Source organism: Vreelandella sp. 2A-K22, assembly GCF_054065485.1.
On sequence record NZ_JBSUGC010000003.1, the window covers coordinates 325,929 to 346,290 of the forward strand.

18 protein-coding genes and 4 tRNA genes are annotated in these 20,362 nt (G+C 54.7%); 15 read left to right on the forward strand and 7 right to left on the reverse strand.

Translation table 11 applies throughout. The annotated features are described in order from the left end of the window. Positions 1–30: 30 nt before the first annotated feature. Genes ACW17M_RS05895 through ACW17M_RS05905 form a run of 3 tightly spaced genes read right to left on the reverse strand, consistent with a single transcriptional unit; the run spans position 31 to position 2,309 of the window. Complete coding sequence (locus ACW17M_RS05895) at positions 31–570, reverse strand: response regulator transcription factor (RefSeq protein WP_009286672.1); 540 nt, start codon at positions 568–570, stop codon at positions 31–33. 43 nt (positions 571–613) lie between these two features. Next, positions 614–1,885: an ATP-binding protein gene (locus ACW17M_RS05900; RefSeq protein WP_027959404.1), complete on the reverse strand. Its 1,272-nt coding sequence runs from the start codon at positions 1,883–1,885 to the stop codon at positions 614–616. A 7-nt stretch (positions 1,886–1,892) separates the two neighbouring features. Beyond that, complete coding sequence (locus ACW17M_RS05905; protein WP_022523508.1) at positions 1,893–2,309, reverse strand: hypothetical protein; 417 nt, start codon at positions 2,307–2,309, stop codon at positions 1,893–1,895. A 224-nt stretch (positions 2,310–2,533) separates the two neighbouring features. On the opposite strand from ACW17M_RS05905, the gene pyrC reads away from it, so the two are divergent. After that, complete coding sequence (gene pyrC / locus ACW17M_RS05910; protein WP_457547044.1) at positions 2,534–3,571, forward strand: dihydroorotase; 1,038 nt, start codon at positions 2,534–2,536, stop codon at positions 3,569–3,571. Positions 3,572–3,640: 69 nt separating this feature from the next. Here the strand turns inward: pyrC and mtnN are convergent, their stop codons facing one another. Together mtnN and folD are read right to left on the reverse strand one after the other, a co-directional pair. Continuing rightward, positions 3,641–4,348, reverse strand: a complete 708-nt coding sequence (gene mtnN / locus ACW17M_RS05915; RefSeq protein ID WP_009286676.1) for a 5'-methylthioadenosine/S-adenosylhomocysteine nucleosidase — start codon at positions 4,346–4,348, stop codon at positions 3,641–3,643. A 38-nt stretch (positions 4,349–4,386) separates the two neighbouring features. Further along, positions 4,387–5,259 carry a bifunctional methylenetetrahydrofolate dehydrogenase/methenyltetrahydrofolate cyclohydrolase FolD gene (folD, locus tag ACW17M_RS05920; protein WP_009286677.1) on the reverse strand — a complete coding sequence of 291 codons (873 nt, stop codon included), beginning with the start codon at positions 5,257–5,259 and terminating at the stop codon, positions 4,387–4,389. A 14-nt stretch (positions 5,260–5,273) separates the two neighbouring features. Here folD and ACW17M_RS05925 point away from each other — a divergent pair, with 14 nt between their 5' ends. The 5 genes from ACW17M_RS05925 to ACW17M_RS05945 all read left to right on the forward strand — a co-directional run bounded on the left by ACW17M_RS05925 (position 5,274) and on the right by ACW17M_RS05945 (position 5,974). Further along, a complete protein-coding gene (locus tag ACW17M_RS05925) occupies positions 5,274–5,432 on the forward strand; it encodes a hypothetical protein (RefSeq protein WP_022523505.1) in 159 nt (52 codons plus the stop codon). Positions 5,433–5,468: 36 nt separating this feature from the next. Further along, positions 5,469–5,545: transfer RNA gene (locus ACW17M_RS05930), tRNA-Pro, on the forward strand. 92 nt (positions 5,546–5,637) lie between these two features. After that, positions 5,638–5,714 (forward strand) — tRNA-Arg (locus ACW17M_RS05935). 76 nt (positions 5,715–5,790) lie between these two features. Further along, a tRNA-His gene (locus tag ACW17M_RS05940) sits at positions 5,791–5,865 on the forward strand. Between the two features lie 34 nt (positions 5,866–5,899). Beyond that, a tRNA-His gene (locus tag ACW17M_RS05945) sits at positions 5,900–5,974 on the forward strand. 123 nt (positions 5,975–6,097) lie between these two features. Here ACW17M_RS05945 and amt read toward each other — a convergent pair. Beyond that, complete coding sequence (gene amt / locus ACW17M_RS05950) at positions 6,098–9,478, reverse strand: ammonium transporter (RefSeq protein WP_342583985.1); 3,381 nt, start codon at positions 9,476–9,478, stop codon at positions 6,098–6,100. Positions 9,479–9,791: 313 nt separating this feature from the next. Here amt and ACW17M_RS05955 point away from each other — a divergent pair, with 313 nt between their 5' ends. From ACW17M_RS05955 to ACW17M_RS05970, 4 genes are all read left to right on the forward strand, one after another. Continuing rightward, the gene (locus ACW17M_RS05955; protein ID WP_009286678.1) at positions 9,792–11,033 is read left to right on the forward strand and encodes an NAD(P)/FAD-dependent oxidoreductase; all 1,242 of its coding nucleotides are present in this window, start codon (positions 9,792–9,794) and stop codon (positions 11,031–11,033) included. A gap of 140 nt (positions 11,034–11,173) precedes the next feature. After that, a complete protein-coding gene (locus ACW17M_RS05960; protein WP_022523503.1) occupies positions 11,174–11,383 on the forward strand; it encodes a putative motility protein in 210 nt (69 codons plus the stop codon). Between the two features lie 238 nt (positions 11,384–11,621). Beyond that, positions 11,622–13,211, forward strand: a complete 1,590-nt coding sequence (locus ACW17M_RS05965) for a peptide chain release factor 3 (protein ID WP_009286679.1) — start codon at positions 11,622–11,624, stop codon at positions 13,209–13,211. A 22-nt stretch (positions 13,212–13,233) separates the two neighbouring features. Next, positions 13,234–14,001 carry a TatD family hydrolase gene (locus tag ACW17M_RS05970; protein ID WP_027959408.1) on the forward strand — a complete coding sequence of 256 codons (768 nt, stop codon included), beginning with the start codon at positions 13,234–13,236 and terminating at the stop codon, positions 13,999–14,001. A gap of 7 nt (positions 14,002–14,008) precedes the next feature. On the opposite strand, the gene ygfZ is transcribed toward ACW17M_RS05970, so the two are convergent. Continuing rightward, positions 14,009–14,980 carry a CAF17-like 4Fe-4S cluster assembly/insertion protein YgfZ gene (ygfZ, locus tag ACW17M_RS05975; protein WP_009286681.1) on the reverse strand — a complete coding sequence of 324 codons (972 nt, stop codon included), beginning with the start codon at positions 14,978–14,980 and terminating at the stop codon, positions 14,009–14,011. 176 nt (positions 14,981–15,156) lie between these two features. On the opposite strand from ygfZ, the gene ACW17M_RS05980 reads away from it, so the two are divergent. The 5 genes from ACW17M_RS05980 to ACW17M_RS06000 all read left to right on the forward strand — a co-directional run bounded on the left by ACW17M_RS05980 (position 15,157) and on the right by ACW17M_RS06000 (position 20,332). After that, on the forward strand, positions 15,157–15,354 hold the full coding sequence (locus ACW17M_RS05980; protein WP_007114205.1) for a hypothetical protein: 198 nt from the start codon (positions 15,157–15,159) through the stop codon (positions 15,352–15,354). Then, on the forward strand, positions 15,354–15,761 hold the full coding sequence (locus ACW17M_RS05985) for an OsmC family protein (protein ID WP_457547045.1): 408 nt from the start codon (positions 15,354–15,356) through the stop codon (positions 15,759–15,761). Before ACW17M_RS05980 ends, ACW17M_RS05985 begins: the two co-directional genes overlap by 1 nt. Before the next feature lie 24 nt (positions 15,762–15,785). Next, on the forward strand, positions 15,786–17,810 hold the full coding sequence (gene uvrB / locus ACW17M_RS05990; RefSeq protein WP_009286682.1) for an excinuclease ABC subunit UvrB: 2,025 nt from the start codon (positions 15,786–15,788) through the stop codon (positions 17,808–17,810). A gap of 4 nt (positions 17,811–17,814) precedes the next feature. Next, positions 17,815–18,636 (forward strand): endonuclease VIII, encoded by an 822-nt coding sequence (gene nei / locus ACW17M_RS05995; RefSeq protein WP_457547046.1) that lies wholly within the window; start codon positions 17,815–17,817, stop codon positions 18,634–18,636. 190 nt (positions 18,637–18,826) lie between these two features. Beyond that, the gene (locus ACW17M_RS06000; protein ID WP_022523498.1) at positions 18,827–20,332 is read left to right on the forward strand and encodes a fumarate hydratase; all 1,506 of its coding nucleotides are present in this window, start codon (positions 18,827–18,829) and stop codon (positions 20,330–20,332) included. Positions 20,333–20,362 lie beyond the last annotated feature (30 nt).

Below are 20,362 nucleotides of genomic sequence, written 5' to 3' on the forward strand. Positions count from 1 at the left end.
TGTGGTTGGCGGGGTGCTTTGTTGCAGGCTTTAACGACGTACGGGGCGTTTTTGTAGTTTGCGCTGCAGGGTGCGGCGGTGCATGCCCAGCGCTCGTGCGGTGGCGGATATATTGCCGTCGTGCTCCTGCAGCACTTTCTGAATATGCTCCCAGGTGATGCGGTTAATCGATGGCGGATTGTCTGCAAGCTCAATATCCGGGTCACCGCTTTGGCGCTCGAATGCGGTTAATACATCGTCGGCATCCACCGGCTTACACAGGTAGTTAACCGCGCCGAGCTTAATCGCCTCCACTGCGGTGGCAATGCTGGAGTAGCCGGTCAGCACCACAATGCGACACTGGGGCACGGTGGCAAGCAGCTCCGGAAGCAGTTTTAAACCTGAGCTGTTTTCCAGTTTTAAATCAAGGGTCGCCATGGTGGGTGAATGCTGCGCGGCCATGGTCAGGGCCTGCTCGGCATCGTGGGCAACTATAACGTCGTAACCGCGGCGCGTAAGGGCACGGTTCAGCACATGACAAAACATTTCATCGTCATCTATGATTAGCAGGCGTTGCTCTCGCGTTTGCATGTTGTCCTCAATCCATAACTGGCGGTGCTTGGGGCGGGCGCGATTAAGTTGGCGCTGCGCAGCGGGGCAGCGTGACTTCCGTTAGCGTACCCCCTTCCGGGTGATTATACAGGCTTACACCACCACCAAAGCGATTGATGGTGGCATGGGTTAAAAACAAGCCGATGCCCATGCCTTTGCTTTTAGTCGAAATAAACGTCTCACCCAACTGGTCGGCGATCGACATGGCGACACCTGGGCCATGGTCACGAATATCGATCACCACGCTCTCACTCTGCCAGTCTAAGCGTATGGCAATGTGCTCAGGATTGGCGTCAGCGGCGTTATTGAGCAAATTGGTCAATGCTTGGTCGAGCGTGGCATCGACGGCCAGCCAAGGTCTTCCGCGTTTCTCTGCCACATCGAACTGATGGCTCACATCAGGACGGAGCACCAACCAGCGCTGAACAACCCCCGCTAACCACACTTCTGCATCGAGCACTTCGGGTTCTGCCATACGCCGCCGGTCAGCGTTGGAGACCAAATTTTGTAGACGTGATTTGCATACGTCGACCTGCTGGCGCAATAAGTTAATGTCCTGATCAAGCGTCGAATCGGCGGGGGCATCGGCCTGCATCTCTTTGAGGAGGACTGCCATGGTAGAGAGTGGTGTGCCCAGTTCGTGGGCAGTGCCCGCGGCCTGGGTTGCGACCGCCAACACCTGCTCATTGCGCAGGGCCGCTTCCCGAGTGCGGGAGAGCGCCTGATCACGGCTACGCAGCGCGTGAGCCATTTTGTAGATAAAAAAGGTTACCAGCCCCGCAGAGAGGCCAAAGTTAAGCCACATGCCTAGTATATGCAGGCTCAAGGGGCTATCACTGTTGATATGGCCCAGTTGCGGGATGGGGTGGTAGGAGAACATTAAAAAGGTATAGCCCGCCATGGAGCAAGCGGCGATGATCCAGGCATGGCGCCAGGGCAGTGTGGCGGCGGCGATGGTAACCGGCACCAGGTAGTAGGTAATAAAAGGGTTGGTGGAACCGCCCGAGAAATAGAACAGTAGTGTTAAGCCGGTGATATCGGCAAGTAAATGCAGCAAATACTCAAGGTGCGTCACCGCACGGGGACGGCCCAGGCGCCACCAGGTGGCAATATTGAGTACGCCCATTGAAATGACCACGCTCACCACGGCGGTCACCGGTAAATCGAAGGCGAGCAGTTCAACGCCCACCACAATCGCCAGTAAAAAACCCGTCCAGGTGATGCCGCGCACAATAGTCAGTCGCACCAAGTTACGGTTGGGTGTAGAAAGCGGGAGGGGTAGGGCAGTCGGCATGATGGGCTTACTTGGTTTTGGCTTTAAAGCCATGAATGACAGATTTAATCAACAGGGTCATCACGTAGGTTGTCCAGCCAGCCGACGCCAATATATTGAACAGCAGCATTTTAGGCGGCAACCAGGCGCTACCCAATAACGCTTCAAGCATGATGTGGAGGAACATCGCCAGCAGCAACGGCAGAGCCAGGGTATGGATCCACATGTCGGTGCGTCGCTTGCGAATATGGTAGCGGCGCAACAGGTAACGCAGTGGCCGATGAGCCCAGCAGAAAACCACTAGAGCACCAATCACCAATAAGCTAGCAAGAGTGGGTTCTGTGCTGCCGATATGAACGGAGAGCGAAATCGACCAAGCGAGGCTTAGCCACATCAATCCTTCCAGGCTGGCAATAATATCCGCATAGCGGCGCACGTTCTGCATAAACAACCGAATCCTTAGCGTCAAAAACTAACTTTTATAAACGACTGCAAAAACTAACCGTTAGATCTGGATCTTGAAAGAGCTGTGTCTCTAAAACAGCGCCGCCATAATACGATACTTGGGCTGGGGTGTGGGCGCTTGAGGAGCAGATTTATCCCATCGCGCAATTGCGTATACTGTACATGGCGTATTTTACCCGACTTAACACCACTACAGGACATGCCGTGGACACTGTAACACTGACCCGCCCCGATGACTGGCACCTTCACTTGCGCGACGATGAGGCGCTCAACGCGGTGGTAGGCCATACCGCAGCGCAGATGGGGCGGGCGATCATTATGCCCAATCTCACCCCGCCGGTTACCACTGCGGCTCAGGCGCTTGAGTATCGTCAGCGTATTCTTGCTGCCTTGCCAGCGGGCAGTACCTTCGAGCCCTTAATGGTGCTCTATCTCACCGATACAACTCCACCGGAAGAGATCGAGCGCGCGGCACAAAGTGGCATTGTCAAAGCGGTGAAGCTTTACCCGGCGGGTGCCACGACTAACTCCGATTCAGGGGTGACCGATTTGGCCCACTGTGACGCTACTATCGAAATGATGGCTAAGGTTGGCATGCCACTTTTGGTGCACGGTGAAGTCACCCATGCTGAGATCGATATTTTTGATCGCGAAGCGGTGTTTATTGAAACAGTGCTAAAACCGCTGCTGGAACGCCATCCGGCGCTGAGAGTAGTGTGTGAGCATATCACCACCCAGCAAGCCGCAGAGTTTGTTGCCCAGGCACCGGATAATGTGGCCGCCACCATTACTGCGCATCACCTGCTGTTTAACCGCAATAAGATGCTGGTGGGTGGGATTCGTCCTCACTACTACTGCCTGCCCATTCTAAAGCGTGAGCAGCATCGCCAGGCGCTGCTTAAAGCAGCCACCAGCGGTAGCCATAAGTTCTTTTTGGGCACCGATAGCGCGCCCCACTCCCAGGGGGCTAAAGAGTCAAGCTGCGGCTGTGCCGGTGCCTATACTGCCCCCGCGGCCATTGAGCTTTACGCCACCGCCTTCGATGAAATGGGTGCCCTGGATAAGTTGGAAGCCTTCGCCAGCCTGAATGGGCCGCGTTTTTATGGGTTATCGGCTAACGCAGACACCATTACGCTAGAGCGACGGGGTTGGACACTGCCGGAGAGTTATCCTTACGCTCAGGGAGAGAACATTATTCCATTGCTGGCGGGGGAGACGCTTAACTGGGCGGTTAGGTCTTAACAAGCCAGGTCTTAACAAGAACCGTCGACGCTTTAACGGTCGACGGCTCCAAGCGCTTAGTAAGCCCTGTTAGACGTTGCCAAGTTGCTTAAGCATTTGGTCAACCATGCGCGATGAGTGGTCGGCGGCCACTTCCAGAAATTCATCGAAGGAGAGGTGGTTGTCGCCACTGCCAGGAATGTCAGAGAGCGCGCGGATCACCACGAAGGGGCACTGGTAGAGGTGGCACGTTTGAGCAATGGCTGCGCCCTCCATCTCTACCGCAAGCATGCTAGGGAACTGGGCACGGGTAGCGTCTACCCTTGCAGGGTCAGCCATAAAGGCGTCACCGGTGGCGATCAAGCCTTCGCGTACCTGGACTTCACCTAACGAGGCGATGGCATTACGCGCCACCTCTCGCAGCGATTTGTCGGCCAAGTAGGCGGCGGGCATCCCTGGCACTTGGCCTATCTCGTAGCCAAATACCACGGCGTCGACGTCGTGATGGCGTACTTCGTCTGAAATGATTACATCGCCAATGGCTAAATCGGCGGCAAAGCCACCGGCGGAACCGGTATTGATAATGGCATCGGGCTGATGGCGCTCTAATAAAATAGCCGTGCCTACTGCGGCATTGACCTTACCAATCCCTGACTGCAGCACAATGACCTCAAGGCCGTAACGCGTGCCGGTATGGAAGACAAAACCCGCGTGCTCGTAGCGTTGGGGATTGTCCAACTGACTCACCAAGGTGCTCACTTCCTGCGCCATTGCGCCAATAATACCAATACGCTTCACTGCGCCATGCTCCTACATTAAAAGTGGTGTTGTTTAACTCAGGCGTGCTCTAGGGGAGCTAAATCGTGCTTCTCGGCGGCTTCAAGGGTATTTTCCAGCAGAGTAGCTACGGTCATCGGCCCCACGCCGCCAGGTACGGGGGTGATAAAGCTGGCGCGTTCGGCGGCGGTGGCAAAATCAAGATCGCCTTTTAACGTGCCATCCTCCTGACGATTGATGCCTACGTCGATCACGATAGCGCCCGGCTTAATCCATTCGCCTTTCACGATACCCGGCTTGCCGACGGCCACGACCAGGATGTCGGCGCGGCTTACGTGATCTTCAAGGTTGCGGGTAAAACGGTGACATACGGTGGTGGTACAGCCTGCCAGCATCAGCTCCAGCGCCATAGGGCGGCCTACAATGTTAGAGGCGCCCACAACGGTGGCATCTAAGCCGCGTAGCGCAATATCGCTCTGTGCCAGTAGGGTCATGATTCCTTTCGGCGTGCAGGGGCGTAGGGCGGGCATACGCTGCGCTAAGCGGCCAATGTTGTAGGGGTGAAACCCATCGACGTCTTTGCCAGGCAGAATACGCTCTAAAATGGGCTCGGCATCGAGATGCTTGGGCAGTGGCAGTTGAACCAAGATGCCATCAACGGTCGGGTCGCTGTTGAGCTGATCAACCAGGGCTTCCAGTTCATGCTGTGAGGTTGTAGCGGGTAGGGCATGCTGAAAGGAGAGAATGCCAGCTTGTTCGCAGGCGCGGTGCTTATTGCTGACATACACATGAGAGGCGGGATCGTCCCCGACCACAACCACGGCTAGTCCCGGTGCCCGTCCGCCGGTTTGACGGCGTGCAGCGATCTTTTCGGCAACCTGTTGGCGGACAGTAGCAGCGATGGCTTTGCCATCGATTAGTTGGGCGGTCATGTAATGGAGTCCCTGTGAATGTTAAAAATAGCCTAGGCATTAAAGCGCTCAAGCCACAGCGCTTTAAAGGCGGTAATTTTCGCACGCTGGAGCATCCAGGCAAAGCGCCTTCACGAACAATCACTTTAATGGTTGACTTTAAAATTAAAAATAGTAATATATGCCTCGCTTGAGACGGGCAGCACGGTAGCGTCTAAGGTGATAAAAATCGGGATGTAGCGCAGTCTGGTAGCGCGCCTGCTTTGGGAGCAGGATGTCGGGGGTTCGAATCCCTCCATCCCGACCAATCACTTAGCATGAAAGGTAGTAGTTTGCTTTTCCAAGCTGCAGTTGTGGTCTAGTGCTCATCGGTATTCGTATTATATGAATACTATATGTGCGCCCATAGCTCAACCGGATAGAGCAACGGCCTTCTAAGCCGTAGGTTGCGGGTTCGATTCCTGCTGGGCGTGCCACCTAATTCAGTGGTAACAACCTGTCAGAATCATATCTTCAAGCGCATGCTATTTGTTCTACGTAAGATTGTCTTTGGTGGGTGTAGCTCAGGGGTAGAGCCCCGGATTGTGACTCCGGTGGTCGTGGGTTCAAATCCCATCATCCACCCCAGTGACAATATTTGCGTTTCCAGTTTTAGGTTGTGGTGGGTGTAGCTCAGTGGTAGAGCCCCGGATTGTGACTCCGGTGGTCGTGGGTTCAAGTCCCATCATCCACCCCATTACCCCAGCATATATCGCTTCTGCTATTTTTAATTTCCTTTTAGTTTACCCCTTCTTTTAGAGAGTATGCCCTTAACTGGGGTTTTTGTGTTTCTGGCTTTTAGACTCCCCCTTTATTGTAGCTAGCGCGGCATCACCTTAATGCGGTTACCCGCCATATGGGTGAGCGGCTCAGGCCTGCCCAGCAAATACCCCTGCGCGTAGTTGATTCCCATGTGGTGCAAAATATCCAGCGTTGCCTGGGTTTCCACAAATTCAGCAATGGTTTCAATTCCTAACGCCTTGCCGACGGCATGAATCGCCTCAACCATCGCCCGATCAATCGGATCCTGATGCACATTGCGGATAAAATTACCGTCAATTTTCAAATAATCGACGGGCAACTGCTTCAAATAACTAAAAGAGGAGAGGCCGGTACCAAAGTCATCCAGTGCAAAGCGACAGCCGTACTCTTTAAGGGTGACAATTATTTCACTCACGCTTGAGAGTTGGGCAATGGCGGTGCTTTCGGTAATTTCAAAGCAGAGCGTGCCGTGGGGCAGGCCTGCCATGGCGACCTGAGTAATAAGGTCGTGACAAAAATCCGCATCGGAAAGCGACGCACCTGAAAGATTGATCCCCCATAAGCTGTGAGGTGGCAGCGTCGCATGGCGGTTTTGATCCCCTAGCCAAGCTAGGGTGTTACGAATCACCCAGCGGTCAATGCGCTCCATAAAGTGATAACGCTCGGCAGCGGGTAGAAAGCTACCTGGCGCGATGATCTCTCCATGCTCTTCAAGTCGCAGCAGAATTTCCCGGTAGCCAGGGCCAGTGGCGCAAATGGCTGCAATGGGTTGGGCGAAAAGACGGAAGGTGTCGTTATCCAAGCCATTTTGCAAGCGTTGTACCCACTGCAGTTCGCCGTGTTTCTCCAGTAATGCATGATCGTCAGGCTGATAGCAGTGGATGCGATTGCGGCCTGCCTCTTTCGCGGCGTAGCACGCAGCGTCAGAGGCGTGGAGAGCCTGGCTCAACTGCATGGGCTGAGCGGCGTTGAGTTCAACCAAACCAATGCTTACGCCGATACCAAAGGTATGGCCCTGCCAAGAAAAACGATACTGCTCAATATCGCAGCGTAACGCTTCCGCAATCGTCAATGCTCGCTCTATACCGCAATCGGGTAGCAACAAAGCGAATTCATCGCCACCCAGGCGGGCGGCGATATCGCTGCTGCGCACATGGTCTTTAAATTTTAACGCCAATTGGCGCAGCAGCTCATCTCCAGCGAGATGGCCGCAGGTGTCATTGACGATTTTGAACTGATCGAGATCCAGGTAACACAGCACATGGTGGCCATCGTCGCGATTAAGTAGCGCAGTCAGTGCTGATTCGAAGGCGCGGCGGTTGAGCAGGTCGGTCAGGTTGTCATGGCTGACCTGATAGCTCAGCTGTTCGGTCAACTGGCGAGTGAGGCTAACATCCTGAAAAACGACCACTGCACCTAAGGTAATGCCGCTGCGCGAACGTATTGGTGAAGCGCTGTGTTGGATGGGGGTATGCGAGTGATCACGACTGACCAGTAGGCAGTGCTCGGTGGAGTGCACCGGAGTTAGTTGAGTGAGCACTTGCCGGGCCGGGTTGTTTAGCGGTTGGCCACTGGCTTCATCGAGTAGTTGATACACCACGTAAATGGGTTTATCCATGGCCTCTTCGAGTGTCCATCCGGTCAAGCGCTTAGCTTCCGCATTGATAAACGTTACGTTGCCACTAGCGTCGCAGGTAATAACGCCATCACCGATCGATGCCAGGGTAGTACGGGCAAGGTCGCGTTCGCGGTTTAACTGCTCCTGCAGCTGTTTGCGCTCGGTAATATCGCGCACCATCCCTGAGCGCTCTGACGCGGAACCGCTGGCTCCTTCGCTGACTTGTATTTCCAGGTGGCGCACCTGCATATCTGCGCAGCGGCGTTTAATTTCATGGCGTGCTCCGGGGCTGAGGGAGCGGGTTGGCAATAGCTGCGAGACAGGTTGGCCAATAATCTGTTTGGCGTCGACCTCGAAGAGTTGCTCCGCTCCAGGGTTAAGGCTGGTCAGGGTGCCGTCTGCCTGCCAGGTAATCACGCCATCGCGGAGATTGCGAAGCATCACGCGGGTATGTCCAACGGCGCTTTCAAGGGCAGCGGTTACGCGATTATAGCTCGCCGCTATTTCGCCCACTTCGGTAAACGGGTTGGCGTCAATTCGCTGGCGCATATCACCCTGCTGTTCATGCTGGCGCATATGCTCAAGCAGTTGGTTCAACTCATTTTTGGCGCCATGCTCGGCGAGATTGAGGCCCATCTTTTCTGCTTCAGGTGAGACGCGTATGGGCAGGAAGCGCCGGGTAATGCGGAACAGTAGCCAGGCGCTGCCAAAGCTCCAAACGCCGCACACCACAACACCGATCAACTGAACGCCAAACTGAGCGGATCGCGACAAGCCACTATCCATCAGTGTTAAGTCAGCGACCCAAGGCAGTGCTAGCGTACCCCATACGCCCGCGACGAGGTGCGAGGGTATGGCGCTGACTGCATCATCAATATGTTTGCTTATCAGCCATTCGCTGGTCAGTACCATCAGTACGCCACTAACCGCACCCAGCCCAAATGCCGCCGATAAGGAGATCACATGAGCGCTGGCGGTGACGGCGACCAAGCCCGCAATGGCGCCATTAATCGCATACATAACGTCGGCGTAGCGCCGAGTGCGTAGCCCCATCAGCATGCCCGAAAGGATGCCGCCGACGGCGCCCAAAACAGTATTGGCTATTATGCTGGGTATTTGCTCGGTAACGGCCAGGGTGCTACCGCCGTTAAAGCCAAACCAGCCTAAGATCATAAACAGTGCGCCTAACATGGCGAGGGGTAAGTTGCCTGAAGGGAAGGCAGTAGGTGGTTTACCGTGGCTGAAGCGTCCGCTGCGTGGCCCAATACACAGTACCGCTGCCAGGGCGACCCAACCGCCTACGCTATGTACGACCGTGGAGCCCGCAAAGTCGACAAACCCTAGCGCCCCTAACCAGCCTTCCGCGCCATCCAAAAGCCCGCTCCATGCCCAATGCCCAAAAACCGGATAGATAACCAAGGCTATCCAGAGGGCCGTCCAGGTATAGGCTAAAAAGGGCATACGTTCTGCCACTGCGCCCGACACAATGGTAGCGGCGGTGGCGCAGAACATTGCTTGGAAAATAAAAACGGTAATCACCCAGTGGCTGGAGGCTTCTAATTGCCAACCAAACAGCGTTGTGCCGATTAAGCCGTGGTGAGAGTCGCCAAACATGAGACCAAAACCGACTAACCAAAAAATACTGACGGCAATGGCAAAGTCCGCTACGTTTTTCATAGCGACGTTGATAGCATTCTTGGTGCGCGTAGTGCCCGCTTCCAGGCAGAGAAAGCCAGCTTGCATCACAAATACCAGAGCAGCGGCCCAGAGCACCCAGAGCATATCGAGCAACGAGCTGTCCAAATTTAGCGTGGCAGGCATGGTGTTTTCCTTAGTATCTTTTGGTGCAAGTGCGCTTCTTTTTGGTGCTTTGTTTGTTTTAAGCGGAAGGAGGGGGAACCGTTGCACCGGTGCTAACTGACTGCTATTCAGGTTTCCTAATAGAAACTAAGCAATTGTTATGCCGCTAATAGTGAAGTCATCCTTTTTAACGCTAATGGCAGCATTAATTACTGATTTTTAGAAATAAAATAGCGTTTTCTACTGTGTTAATGCGCATTGATTGGTGATATTTTTCAATTAGTTATAGGTCTTCAATTGTGGTTCATAAACGCTGAAAAGGGAGTGCACCAAGATGGCGCGTCAAACGGTAGTTTTGGGAGCAGGCATGGTCGGTGTCAGCATTGCCTGGCATCTGCGCCAGCGTGGGCATGAGGTGACCCTAGTAGATCGCCTTCAGCCTGGCCGCGAAACCTCGTTTGGCAATGCGGGTATCATTCAGCGGGAAGCGGTAAGGCCTTACCCTTTTCCCCGCGACGTTAAAACGCTCCTCAGCGTTTTACCTAACCGTCGGGTAGATATTCGTTACCGCCCCGCGGGTATGGTCAACGCCGCCTCCCCGCTATTGCGCTACTGGATGAACTCAGCGCCGAAGACTTACCAGAAAATCGTGCCGGAATACGCCTCACTGATTCAGCTTTCGCTAAAAACCCACGGCCCGATGATTGAAGCCGCAGGCGCTGAGCACTTGGTGCGCAGGCAGGGATGGCTTGAGCTATATCGCACGCCTGAAAAACTTGCTGCGCGGATAACCGAGGCCGAAGAAGCACGGCGCCTTTATGGCGTGCAGTTTGAGCAACTGGATAAGGCGGCTCTTGCGCAGAAAGAGCCCTCTTTGAGTGACACCATTATCGGCGCAATTCACTGGCTTGATCCCTGGACGGTTGCTGATCCAGGTGGGTTGGTCGCGGCTTACGCCCAAGCGTTTAGTAATGATGGCGGGCGTATTTTGCAGTCGGATATCAAGTCGGTTCAGCAAATGGGTGATCGCTGGCAGGTCAATACCGCTGCTGAAGCGTTAGAAGTAGATGACGTCGTCGTGGCGCTAGGGCCCTGGGCGGGAAGCTGGCTAAAAGAATTGGGCTACCACTTTCCTACCTTTGTAAAACGTGGCTACCACATGCACTACGCGCCTCAAGCGCCAGCCAAGCTAAATTTCTGGGTTATGGATGCCGAGGTGGGCTACCTGCTGGCGCCGATGAACGCAGGGGTTCGCTTGACTACCGGCGCTGAGCTGGATCGCTTGGATGCGCCTGCTGATGTCAATCAACTGGGCGCCGCCGAGAAAGTGGCACGCAGCGTGTTCCCCTTGGGCGAGCGACGCGATGACGCCCCTTGGAAAGGCGCGCGCCCCTGTTTGCCCGATATGAAGCCAGTGATTGGGCCTGCGCCAAGGCATCCAGGGTTGTGGCTTGCCTTTGGCCATGGCCATCAGGGGTTCACTCTGGGGCCCGCCACCGGTCATCTAATGGCGGATATGATGGAGGGGCAGCCCACGGCCATCGATATGGCACCATTTCGTGCTGATAGGTTCTAACTAGCGCTTTATTTATTAATGATCAGGCGAGTTAGGCCGATAGTAATAGACGCTAGCACCAGTAATAGAGACGGTATCTTTGCGCGTGATCTAATGCTTTGCTAGTTTATAAGTACATTTGCACACCATGAGGTGGATATATGGATGTAGGCATCAGCAGTTCAGTCAGTGCATCGCTGTATATGAATCAGGCGCAAACCGCCGAACAGGCTCAAATGCAGGTTTTCAAAGAAGCTTTGGATACGCAAGCTGATCAAGTAACTGAAATAATGGCCTCTGCCGATACTGGCGCGCAGCCAGATCTAGCTAAAGAGGGCACCCTAGGTACGCAGGTAAATACCTTCGCCTAGCCCCCGGCTTTGGTGGTGGTTAACATCGGCCTTGTGCCACTTTGTAAGATTAAAACGCTGACTTGTTCAGCGTTTTTTTTGGCCTTTTTCAAGAGCGTCACATTTGACGCCACCCGCGACAACAGCCGCCTCCAAGCGTTACAATTGTCGCAATGGACATGGCTCAACGCGCGGTGGCCAGTTAGCGAAAGCTGCTGAGTGAGTGCTGCGAATGAGACCCTATATTTGAAGAGGCACAATGAAAGAGACTCAATTAGCCCGTGAAGCCGAGCTTCGCAGGACATTCGCTATTATTTCGCACCCCGACGCCGGTAAAACCACCATTACCGAAAAAATGCTGCTATTTGGGAATGCCATCCAGTTAGCCGGCTCGGTGAAGAGCAAGCGTAACGATCGCCATGCAACGTCAGACTGGATGAAGATGGAGCAGGAGCGGGGGATCTCGGTAACGACCTCGGTGATGCAGTTCCCCTACGGCGGCCGCATCGTCAATCTGCTGGATACACCGGGTCACGAAGACTTCTCTGAAGATACCTACCGTACGCTCACGGCGGTTGATTCTGCCTTGATGGTGATCGACGGCGCCAAAGGTGTTGAGGATCGCACCATTAAATTGATGGAAGTGTGTCGTCTGCGCACCACGCCGATTCTCACTTTCATCAACAAAATGGATCGCGATATCCGTGATCCCATTGAGGTGATGGATGAAGTTGAAACGGTACTCAATATCCAGTGTGCGCCGATGACCTGGCCGATTGGCATGGGTCGCCACTTTAAGGGCGTTTATCACCTTTATAACGACGTGATTCATCTTTATACCCAGGGGCAGGGTAGCCGCATTCCCGAGGATAAGCGCATTGAGGGTTTGGATAATCCCGAAGTGGATGCTGTGCTTGGGGAAGATCAGGCCGAAGAGCTGCGTATGGAAGTAGAACTTGTGCGTGGCGCCTCCCATGAATTTGATCTGGAGGCTTATCGCCGGGGTGAGCTTTCGCCGGTCTATTTCGGTACCGCCATGGGTAACTTTGGGGTGCGCGAGATGATGGATGGCTTTGTCGAGTACGCACCGCCGCCCAAGGCCCACGAAACCGATACTCGGGTAGTTACATCTGATGATGAGCGTTTCACCGGCTTCGTGTTTAAAATCCAGGCCAATATGGATCCCAATCACCGCGACCGCATCGCTTTTTTGCGCGTCTGCTCGGGTAAGTACGAAAAGAACATGAAGATGCGCCATGTGCGTATCGGCAAGGACGTTAAAATTGCCGACGCCTTGACCTTTATGGCCTCCGACCGCTCCCAGGTAGAAGAGGCTTGGCCCGGCGATATTATTGGCCTGCATAATCACGGCACGATTCAGATCGGCGATACCTTTACCGTGGGCGAAGATATGCGCTTTACCGGCATACCCCACTTTGCCCCCGAGCTATTTAAGCGCGTACGGCTTAAAGATCCACTTAAGATGAAGGCGCTACAAAAAGGCTTGCAGCAGCTTTCCGAAGAGGGGGCTACCCAGGTCTTTATGCCGATGGACAACAACGATCTGATTCTCGGCGCCGTAGGTACCCTGCAGTTCGATGTGGTCGCCCACCGTCTCAAGGAGGAGTACAAGGTCGACTGCCTCTATGAAGGTGTCAATGTCCAGACAGCTCGCTGGGTCTACTGTGAAGATGCCAAAAAGCTGGAAGAGTTCAAGCGCAAGGCCAGCGCCAACCTGGCGATCGATGGCGGTGGTTATCTCACCTACATTGCGCCTACCCGGGTGAACCTGCAGATGACTCAGGAGCGTTGGCCGGATATTCGCTTCCAGCCTACCCGCGAGCACTAATCCCTATATGTCAGGCGTTCCCATGCTGATAGATGCTCATTGCCATCTCGATTTTACCCAGTTCGATGATGATCGGGCTGAGGTGTTCGAGTCCGCTAAGGCAGTGGGTGTCGTGCACTTTGTGGTACCGGGGACGACCCGTTCGCGCTGGCAGCAGGTGCTGGCGCTCGGCGAGCGGCCGGATACGTCGGTATGCTTGGGCTTGCACCCTTACTTTGTCGATGAGCATCAAGCGTCGGATATCAACGCGCTTGATCATTTGCTCGCTGAGCACCCTGAGATAGTAGCAGTGGGCGAGTGCGGTATTGATGGTCGCTTTACCGACACGCTTGAAGCGCAGTGGCACTACTTTGATGTCCAGCTGAAGCTAGCGAAACAGCATTCTCTGCCGGTAGTGGTGCACTGTGTCCACGCCAACGATAAGGTCGCCAAGCGCCTACGCCAGCTTGCGCTTCCAGAGGCAGGGCTGATTCACGCCTTCTCAGGCTCCATTGAGCAAGCAACCAAGTTTCTCGATCTGGGCTTCAAGCTGGGGTTGGGCGGCGCAGTCACCTATGAACGCGCCAGGCGGTTACGGCGAACCGTTGAGGGACTGCCTGACGATGCCTTTGTGCTGGAAACCGACAGCCCCGATATGCCGCTTAGCGGCTACCAGGGCATGCGTAATGAGCCATGTCGAGTGGCTGAGGTATGCAGCGTTGTTGCCGCACTGCGCGGGCAAACAGAGGAGCAGGTCGCAGCTCAGAGCAGTAATACCGCCGCGACGCTGTTTGGCTTGCCTTCAACCTAGAGTAAGCCTAGCCGTTAAGGCTAACTGCCAGCTGTTCAGGGTCAACGCGTTCAATCGTATAGGGTAACGTGAGAAGTGTCGCTGGCACCCCATCTAAATAAAGTTGCATAGTTTCTTCGGCGACTTTGGTGCTCATGACTGCCAGTAATTCGACGCCGCCTTGATGATTAAACGCACTGACCACCACTTCACCTACCGCTTTATCGTCACTATTAACCACGCTAGCACCTGCTGCGGGCAGTGAGTCGGCTTCTAAGCTAATACGCATCAAGCGCTTTTTCACCTGACCCCGGAAGTGTGCTCGGGCGACGACTTCCTGGCCGGTGTAACAGCCTTTTTTAAAGCTAATGCCGCCCAGCGCTTCCCAGTTCAGCATTTGGGGCAGGAAGTGATCCTGTTGGGTATCGGTTAGCCACGCCAAACCGCTACGAATATCCTCAAGCTGCCAAGCGTTACGGCCCGCTTGGTCATCCTGAGCCGACGCTAAATCGACCTTGCTGTCGTTTGCGAAACACAATAGCCAGCGCGGTGTCTCACCAGGGTAGCGGATTGCGCAGGCCTGATCGTTGCTAGTATGGGTGCCTACTTGATCAGCTAGCGTCAGGCCCAGCTGATTCGCAAGCGATTGGGCCTCATCGCTGGCACCAATGAATACTAGGTCGCGTTGGCTGGTTAGTTCAGCACGGTAAAAAGCGGCGAATTTTTTAAGATGACTCTCTAGGCTATCCAATAGGGTATTACTGAGCAGTAGCCGATAATGCTCTTCGCCCAAGCGCATTAGCTGGGCGTTGGCCAGCATGCGGCCCTTAGGCGTGCAGAAACAGGTGAGCGGCGCAAAGTGCCCGTCGGCCAAGCTGACTTGGGCGCTGGTCTGGCCCTGTAGGAACTTTTCTGCATCCGCCCCCTTCACATCCAGCGCGGCTAAGTGGTTAAGGCGGACGCTGCCAAGGGCGGGGGTGCTAGCGGTAACGGTCGCCATAAAAACTCCTGCAAAAGTGGGAAAGCGTTCGATAGTGATGCATTCAGTACGTAAAAGTAAAAGTGCCTTGAATGCTATTAGGTGTGGGCAGTCGTCACTGATTGCAAGGCACCATTAGCGTGCTAGACTCTTTCTCTTGTATCAGTTTTGCACAGGGCAACAGGTAGGGAAACGCTATGGCACAGCAGTCGTTGACATTCCAGGGTGTTAAATCGGTCGATCAGGTGAACAAAATCACCACTGCACTCATGATGCTTGATGGCGTTGATAGTGCCGAAGTGGGGCGCCATGGTGCCGATGTGGACGGCCGGGCAAAACGCGAGACGCTGATTAATGCCATTGAAAAACTCAAGCTAGGCGTAAAGGTATCCTAATGCACCCTCCCATTACCGTGACCAGTGAACGCAACCATGTCTTTAGGCAGCGAGTTGAAGTCAATGGTTTGGAAGATCTATATGCCGATGTGCCACCGATAGTAGGTGGCGAGGGCAGTGCCCCTGATCCCCACGACTATTTCGATATTGCTCTGGGTACCTGCAAGGCGGTTACCGTGCAGATGTACGCCAAGCGTAAAGAGTGGCCGCTTGAGGGCATTACCGTCACCGTGCAGCGGGACGATAGTCAGGAAAAAAAGGGCATCTACAAGCTAGACGTGGCATTAACACTGCACGGTATTGAAGACCCCGAACAGCGCGCCCGGCTGGAAGATATTAGCCACCGCTGCCCGATTCAACGCCTGATGACCCAGTCTACGGTCGAGATCGCCACCCGGTTAGTTTAAATTATATCTTTTATAGGAGCACCGATGAGCAAAGCCTTTCGATTGCAGTCAAAATTTCAGCCCGCTGGCGACCAGCCTGCTGCTATTAAAGGGCTGATTAGTGGCCTGGAATCTGGGCTTGCTCACCAAACGCTGCTTGGCGTGACCGGGTCGGGCAAAACCTTCACCATGGCCAATGTTGTGGAACAACAGCAGCGCCCGACCATCGTGATGGCGCCGAATAAGACCCTGGCTGCCCAGTTGTATGGCGAATTCAAGGCGTTTTTCCCGGATAACGCCGTAGAGTATTTCGTCTCCTACTACGACTACTACCAGCCGGAAGCCTATGTGCCTTCCTCGGATACCTTTATCGAGAAAGATGCCTCGATAAACGACCATATCGAGCAGATGCGGCTTTCGGCCACCAAGGCACTGCTAGAAAGGCGCGATGCGCTGATTGTGGTATCAGTGTCAGCGATTTACGGCTTGGGTGACCCCGACCAATACTTAAAGATGCGTCTGCACTTCACTCGCGGCGAGTTGATTGACCAGCGCGCTTTCCTGCGGCGCTTGGCCGAGCTTCAGTACACTCGTAATGATATGGATTTCCGCCGCGGTACTTACCGGGTGCGCGGCGATGTGATCGATATCTTTCCTGCCGACTCTGACGAGGAGGCGGTGCGGGTAGAGCTGTTTGACAGCGAAATCGACACTATCCGACTGTTTGATCCGCTCACCGGCGCTGTCCGCGGGGAGGTGCCAAGGATGACTATCTATCCAAAATCGCACTACGTCACCCCCCGGGAAACGATTCTGGGCGCCATTGATGCCATTAAAGAGGAGCTCAAAGAGCGACTGGAGTGGATGCGTAAGCATGAACGGCTGGTAGAAGCACAGCGTCTTGAGCAGCGCACACTTTACGATATTGAGATGATGCTGGAGCTGGGTTACTGCAACGGTATCGAAAACTACTCCCGCTACCTCTCTGGGCGTGCCCCCGGCGAGCCACCGCCTACTTTCTTTGATTACCTGCCCGATGACGCACTGCTATTTATCGACGAGTCCCACGTCAGCGTGCCCCAGGTAGGTGGTATGTACAAAGGCGACCGTTCGCGTAAAGAGACCCTAGTCGAGTATGGTTTCCGGTTGCCTTCGGCGTTGGATAACCGGCCCATGAAGTTTGAAGAGTGGGAGGCCATTTCACCACAAACCATCTTTGTTTCCGCAACCCCAGGCCGCTATGAGGGGGAGCACGCAAGCCAGACCGTTGAGCAGGTGGTGCGTCCCACCGGGCTGCTGGATCCCGAAATCGAAGTGCGTCCGGCCAGTACCCAGGTCGACGATCTGCTTTCGGAAATCGGCTTGCGCACTGCGGTAGGCGAGCGAGTACTGGTGACCACGCTAACCAAGCGTATGGCGGAAGACCTGACCGAGTATTTTGATGAGCACGGCATTCGGGTGCGCTACTTACATTCGGATATCGACACCGTCGAGCGGGTTGAGATTATTCGCGATTTACGCCTGGGCAAATTTGATGTGTTGGTGGGTATCAACCTGCTGCGCGAAGGCCTGGATATTCCCGAAGTGTCGCTGGTGGCGATTCTCGACGCCGATAAAGAGGGCTTTCTGCGTGCCGAACGCTCGCTGATACAGACCATTGGCCGCGCTGCCCGTAACGCCCACGGCAAGGCGATTCTTTACGGTGATCGGATTACTGACTCGATGCGCAAGGCGATTGATGAAACCGAGCGTCGTCGCGCCAAGCAGACCGAACACAACCTAGAACACGGTATTACGCCAACAACGGTTACCCGCTCAGTGGCCGATATCCTTGAAGCCGCCCAGGCGCCGGGCAAGAAGAACAGCCGTCGGCGTGGTAATGAGCGCAAGGTGGCGGAAAGCGCCGCCGAGTATGATGTCACCACGATGAGCAAGCATGATCTGTTGGGCGCCATCAGCAAGCTCGAAGACGCCATGTTTGAGGCAGCACAAAATCTGGAGTTCGAAGAGGCGGCTCGGCTTCGCGACCAGCTCCATCAAATGAAAGACAAACAGCTGGCGCTGGGCTAGCGGTATGCCAGAAGGCCCAGAAATTCGCCGCGCGGCGGATCGTATTGAGCAGCAGATAGGTGGACGGGTGATCGACGATGCCTGGTTCGCCTTTCCAGAACTTGCCGAGCAGGCAGCCTCATTTATTGGTGTTCGGGTTGCCCGAGTAGATACCTGGGGTAAAGCAATGCTGGTCCGGTTTGCCGATCAGCGCGTGCTTTATTCCCACAACCAACTTTATGGTGTTTGGAAGCTGCATAGCGAGGATAAGCCGCCTAATACCAAGCGAGCGCTGCGGGTTCGATTGAGCGCAGAAGGGCACTGCGCCAGCCTCTATAGCGCCTCCGATATTTCCCTCTGGCACGCAGAACATCTCACCGAACACCCTTTCTTAGCCCGCTTGGGCCCTGATCTACTGAGTCAAGACGTGGCTCCCTCCGATGTGCAGCAGCGGCTGAATTTAAAGCAGTTTCATAAACGCAGCCTGGGGGCACTGCTGCTCGATCAGGGGTTGGTCGCCGGGCTGGGCAACTATTTGCGCTCTGAAATCCTTTTTTTCTCCCAGCTTCCGCCAAGCGCTCGACCGGTGGATTTAACCCCAGAACAGCAGCAAACTCTGGCTGACTGCATCATTGATGTTACCCGGCAAGCCTACCAAGCCGCAGGTGTTACTAATCGTGAGGCCTGGATTGCTCAGGCTAAAGCAGCGGGTGAGCCGCGCAGGCAGTGGCGTTTTGCGGTTTTCGAGCGAGCAGGGCTAGAGTGCCCCCGCTGTGGAACGGTGATCGAGCGCAAAAGGGTCGGGGCGCGCAGGCTTTATTTATGCCCATATTGTCAGTCGGCGTGAGTAGGGTTATACCGTTATCTTGCTTAAGAGATACCATCGACTAAAGCCCTAACCATAGTAGTCATATAGGTGCCAGGGATTGCTGCTGCGTAAGTGCCAATACGGTATACTGGTAGCACGCTAAGACGGCACCTCCGCGGGCGCGGAGGGGAAGCCGCTGACTAGACGATAACCTAGGAGCTATTAGTCTATGACCGTGATTCGCCAGGACGACGTTATTCAAAGCGTTGCCGATGCTCTGCAGTACATCTCTTACTACCATCCTAAAGATTTCATCGACGCCATGGCCGCCGCCTATGAGCGCGAAGAGAACCCTGCCGCCAAAGACGCCATCGCACAGATTTTGATTAACTCACGCATGTGCGCCACCGGGCACCGTCCAATCTGTCAGGACACTGGCATCGTCACCGTATTCGTTCACGTGGGCATGAACGTTACCTGGGAAGCGGACATGAGCCTGGACGACATGATTAACGAAGGTGTTCGTCGCGCTTATTTGCTCCCCGATAATATCCTGCGCGCCTCGGTGCTGGCGGATCCCGACGGCAAGCGTGCCAATACCAAAGACAACACCCCGGCGATTATTCACCACTCGATTGTGCCCGGCGATACGGTCGATATTCACGTAGCGGCGAAGGGCGGTGGTAGCGAAGCAAAATCCAAGTTCGCCATGCTGAATCCCTCCGACAGTGTGGTTGATTGGGTGATGGAGCAGCTTCCGAAGATGGGCGCTGGCTGGTGTCCACCCGGGATGCTGGGGATTGGCATCGGCGGCACCGCCGAAAAGGCCATGCTGATTGCCAAAGAAGCGCTACTCGATCCTATCAATATTCAGGATCTACAGGCCCGTGGCCCCAGCAACCGTGCCGAAGAGCTGCGTTTAGAACTGTTTGACAAGGTCAACAAGAGCGGTATCGGTGCCCAGGGGTTAGGCGGCTTAACCACCGTGCTGGATATTAAAGTCAAAGACTATCCAACCCATGCGGCCAACAAGCCCGTCGCGATTATTCCCAACTGCGCGGCGACCCGTCATGCCCATTTCACGCTTGACGGCTCTGGCCCCGCGGTACTTGAGCCGCCGAAGCTTGAGGATTGGCCGGAAATCACTCGCGAGGCGGGTGAAAACGTCAAACGTGTCAATCTTGATACGGTGACGCCTGAGGAGGTTAAAACCTGGCAGCCTGGTGATACGCTGCTGTTGAACGGTAAGCTGCTCACGGGGCGCGATGCTGCTCATAAGCGCATGGTCGATATGCTGGCCAAAGGCGAGCCGCTGCCCGTGGATATGAAAGGTCGCTTTATCTACTACGTGGGCCCGGTTGATCCCATTGGTGACGAAGTCGTTGGCCCCGCTGGCCCAACTACCGCCACGCGGATGGATAAATTTACCCGCACTATGCTGGAAGAGACTGGCCTGTTAGGCATGGTCGGCAAAGCAGAGCGTGGCCAAGCCGCTATTGATGCTATCCGTGACAATGAAGCGGTGTACTTAATGGCGGTCGGTGGGTCGGCTTATCTGGTCGCTCAAGCGATTAAAAAATCGCGGGTAGTGGGCTTCGAAGACTTAGGTATGGAAGCAATCTATGAGTTTGAGGTTGAAGATATGCCGGTGACCGTCGCCGTTGATAGCCTGGGCACATCGGTACATCAAACCGGGCCTGCGAAGTGGAAAGAGATTATTGCCCAATCGGCGTAATGGAGTGGTAAGGTTGATTAGGCTTTAGAC

What these genes read in the sequence shown, in the direction of transcription:
- nei (WP_457547046.1), top strand. Translation starts at nt 17,815, where the DNA reads ATGCCAGAAGGCCCAGAAATTCGCCGCGCGGCGGATCGTATTGAGCAG.
- ACW17M_RS06000 (WP_022523498.1), top strand. Translation starts at nt 18,827, where the DNA reads ATGACCGTGATTCGCCAGGACGACGTTATTCAAAGCGTTGCCGATGCT.
- ACW17M_RS05985 (WP_457547045.1), top strand. Translation starts at nt 15,354, where the DNA reads ATGCACCCTCCCATTACCGTGACCAGTGAACGCAACCATGTCTTTAGG.
- ACW17M_RS05960 (WP_022523503.1), top strand. Translation starts at nt 11,174, where the DNA reads ATGGATGTAGGCATCAGCAGTTCAGTCAGTGCATCGCTGTATATGAAT.
- ACW17M_RS05955 (WP_009286678.1), top strand. Translation starts at nt 9,792, where the DNA reads ATGGCGCGTCAAACGGTAGTTTTGGGAGCAGGCATGGTCGGTGTCAGC.
- folD (WP_009286677.1), bottom strand. Translation starts at nt 5,259, where the DNA reads ATGACCGCCCAACTAATCGATGGCAAAGCCATCGCTGCTACTGTCCGC.
- ACW17M_RS05895 (WP_009286672.1), bottom strand. Translation starts at nt 570, where the DNA reads ATGCAAACGCGAGAGCAACGCCTGCTAATCATAGATGACGATGAAATG.
- amt (WP_342583985.1), bottom strand. Translation starts at nt 9,478, where the DNA reads ATGCCTGCCACGCTAAATTTGGACAGCTCGTTGCTCGATATGCTCTGG.
- ACW17M_RS05965 (WP_009286679.1), top strand. Translation starts at nt 11,622, where the DNA reads ATGAAAGAGACTCAATTAGCCCGTGAAGCCGAGCTTCGCAGGACATTC.
- ACW17M_RS05970 (WP_027959408.1), top strand. Translation starts at nt 13,234, where the DNA reads ATGCTGATAGATGCTCATTGCCATCTCGATTTTACCCAGTTCGATGAT.
- ACW17M_RS05905 (WP_022523508.1), bottom strand. Translation starts at nt 2,309, where the DNA reads ATGCAGAACGTGCGCCGCTATGCGGATATTATTGCCAGCCTGGAAGGA.
- ACW17M_RS05900 (WP_027959404.1), bottom strand. Translation starts at nt 1,885, where the DNA reads ATGCCGACTGCCCTACCCCTCCCGCTTTCTACACCCAACCGTAACTTG.
- ACW17M_RS05980 (WP_007114205.1), top strand. Translation starts at nt 15,157, where the DNA reads ATGGCACAGCAGTCGTTGACATTCCAGGGTGTTAAATCGGTCGATCAG.
- uvrB (WP_009286682.1), top strand. Translation starts at nt 15,786, where the DNA reads ATGAGCAAAGCCTTTCGATTGCAGTCAAAATTTCAGCCCGCTGGCGAC.
- ygfZ (WP_009286681.1), bottom strand. Translation starts at nt 14,980, where the DNA reads ATGGCGACCGTTACCGCTAGCACCCCCGCCCTTGGCAGCGTCCGCCTT.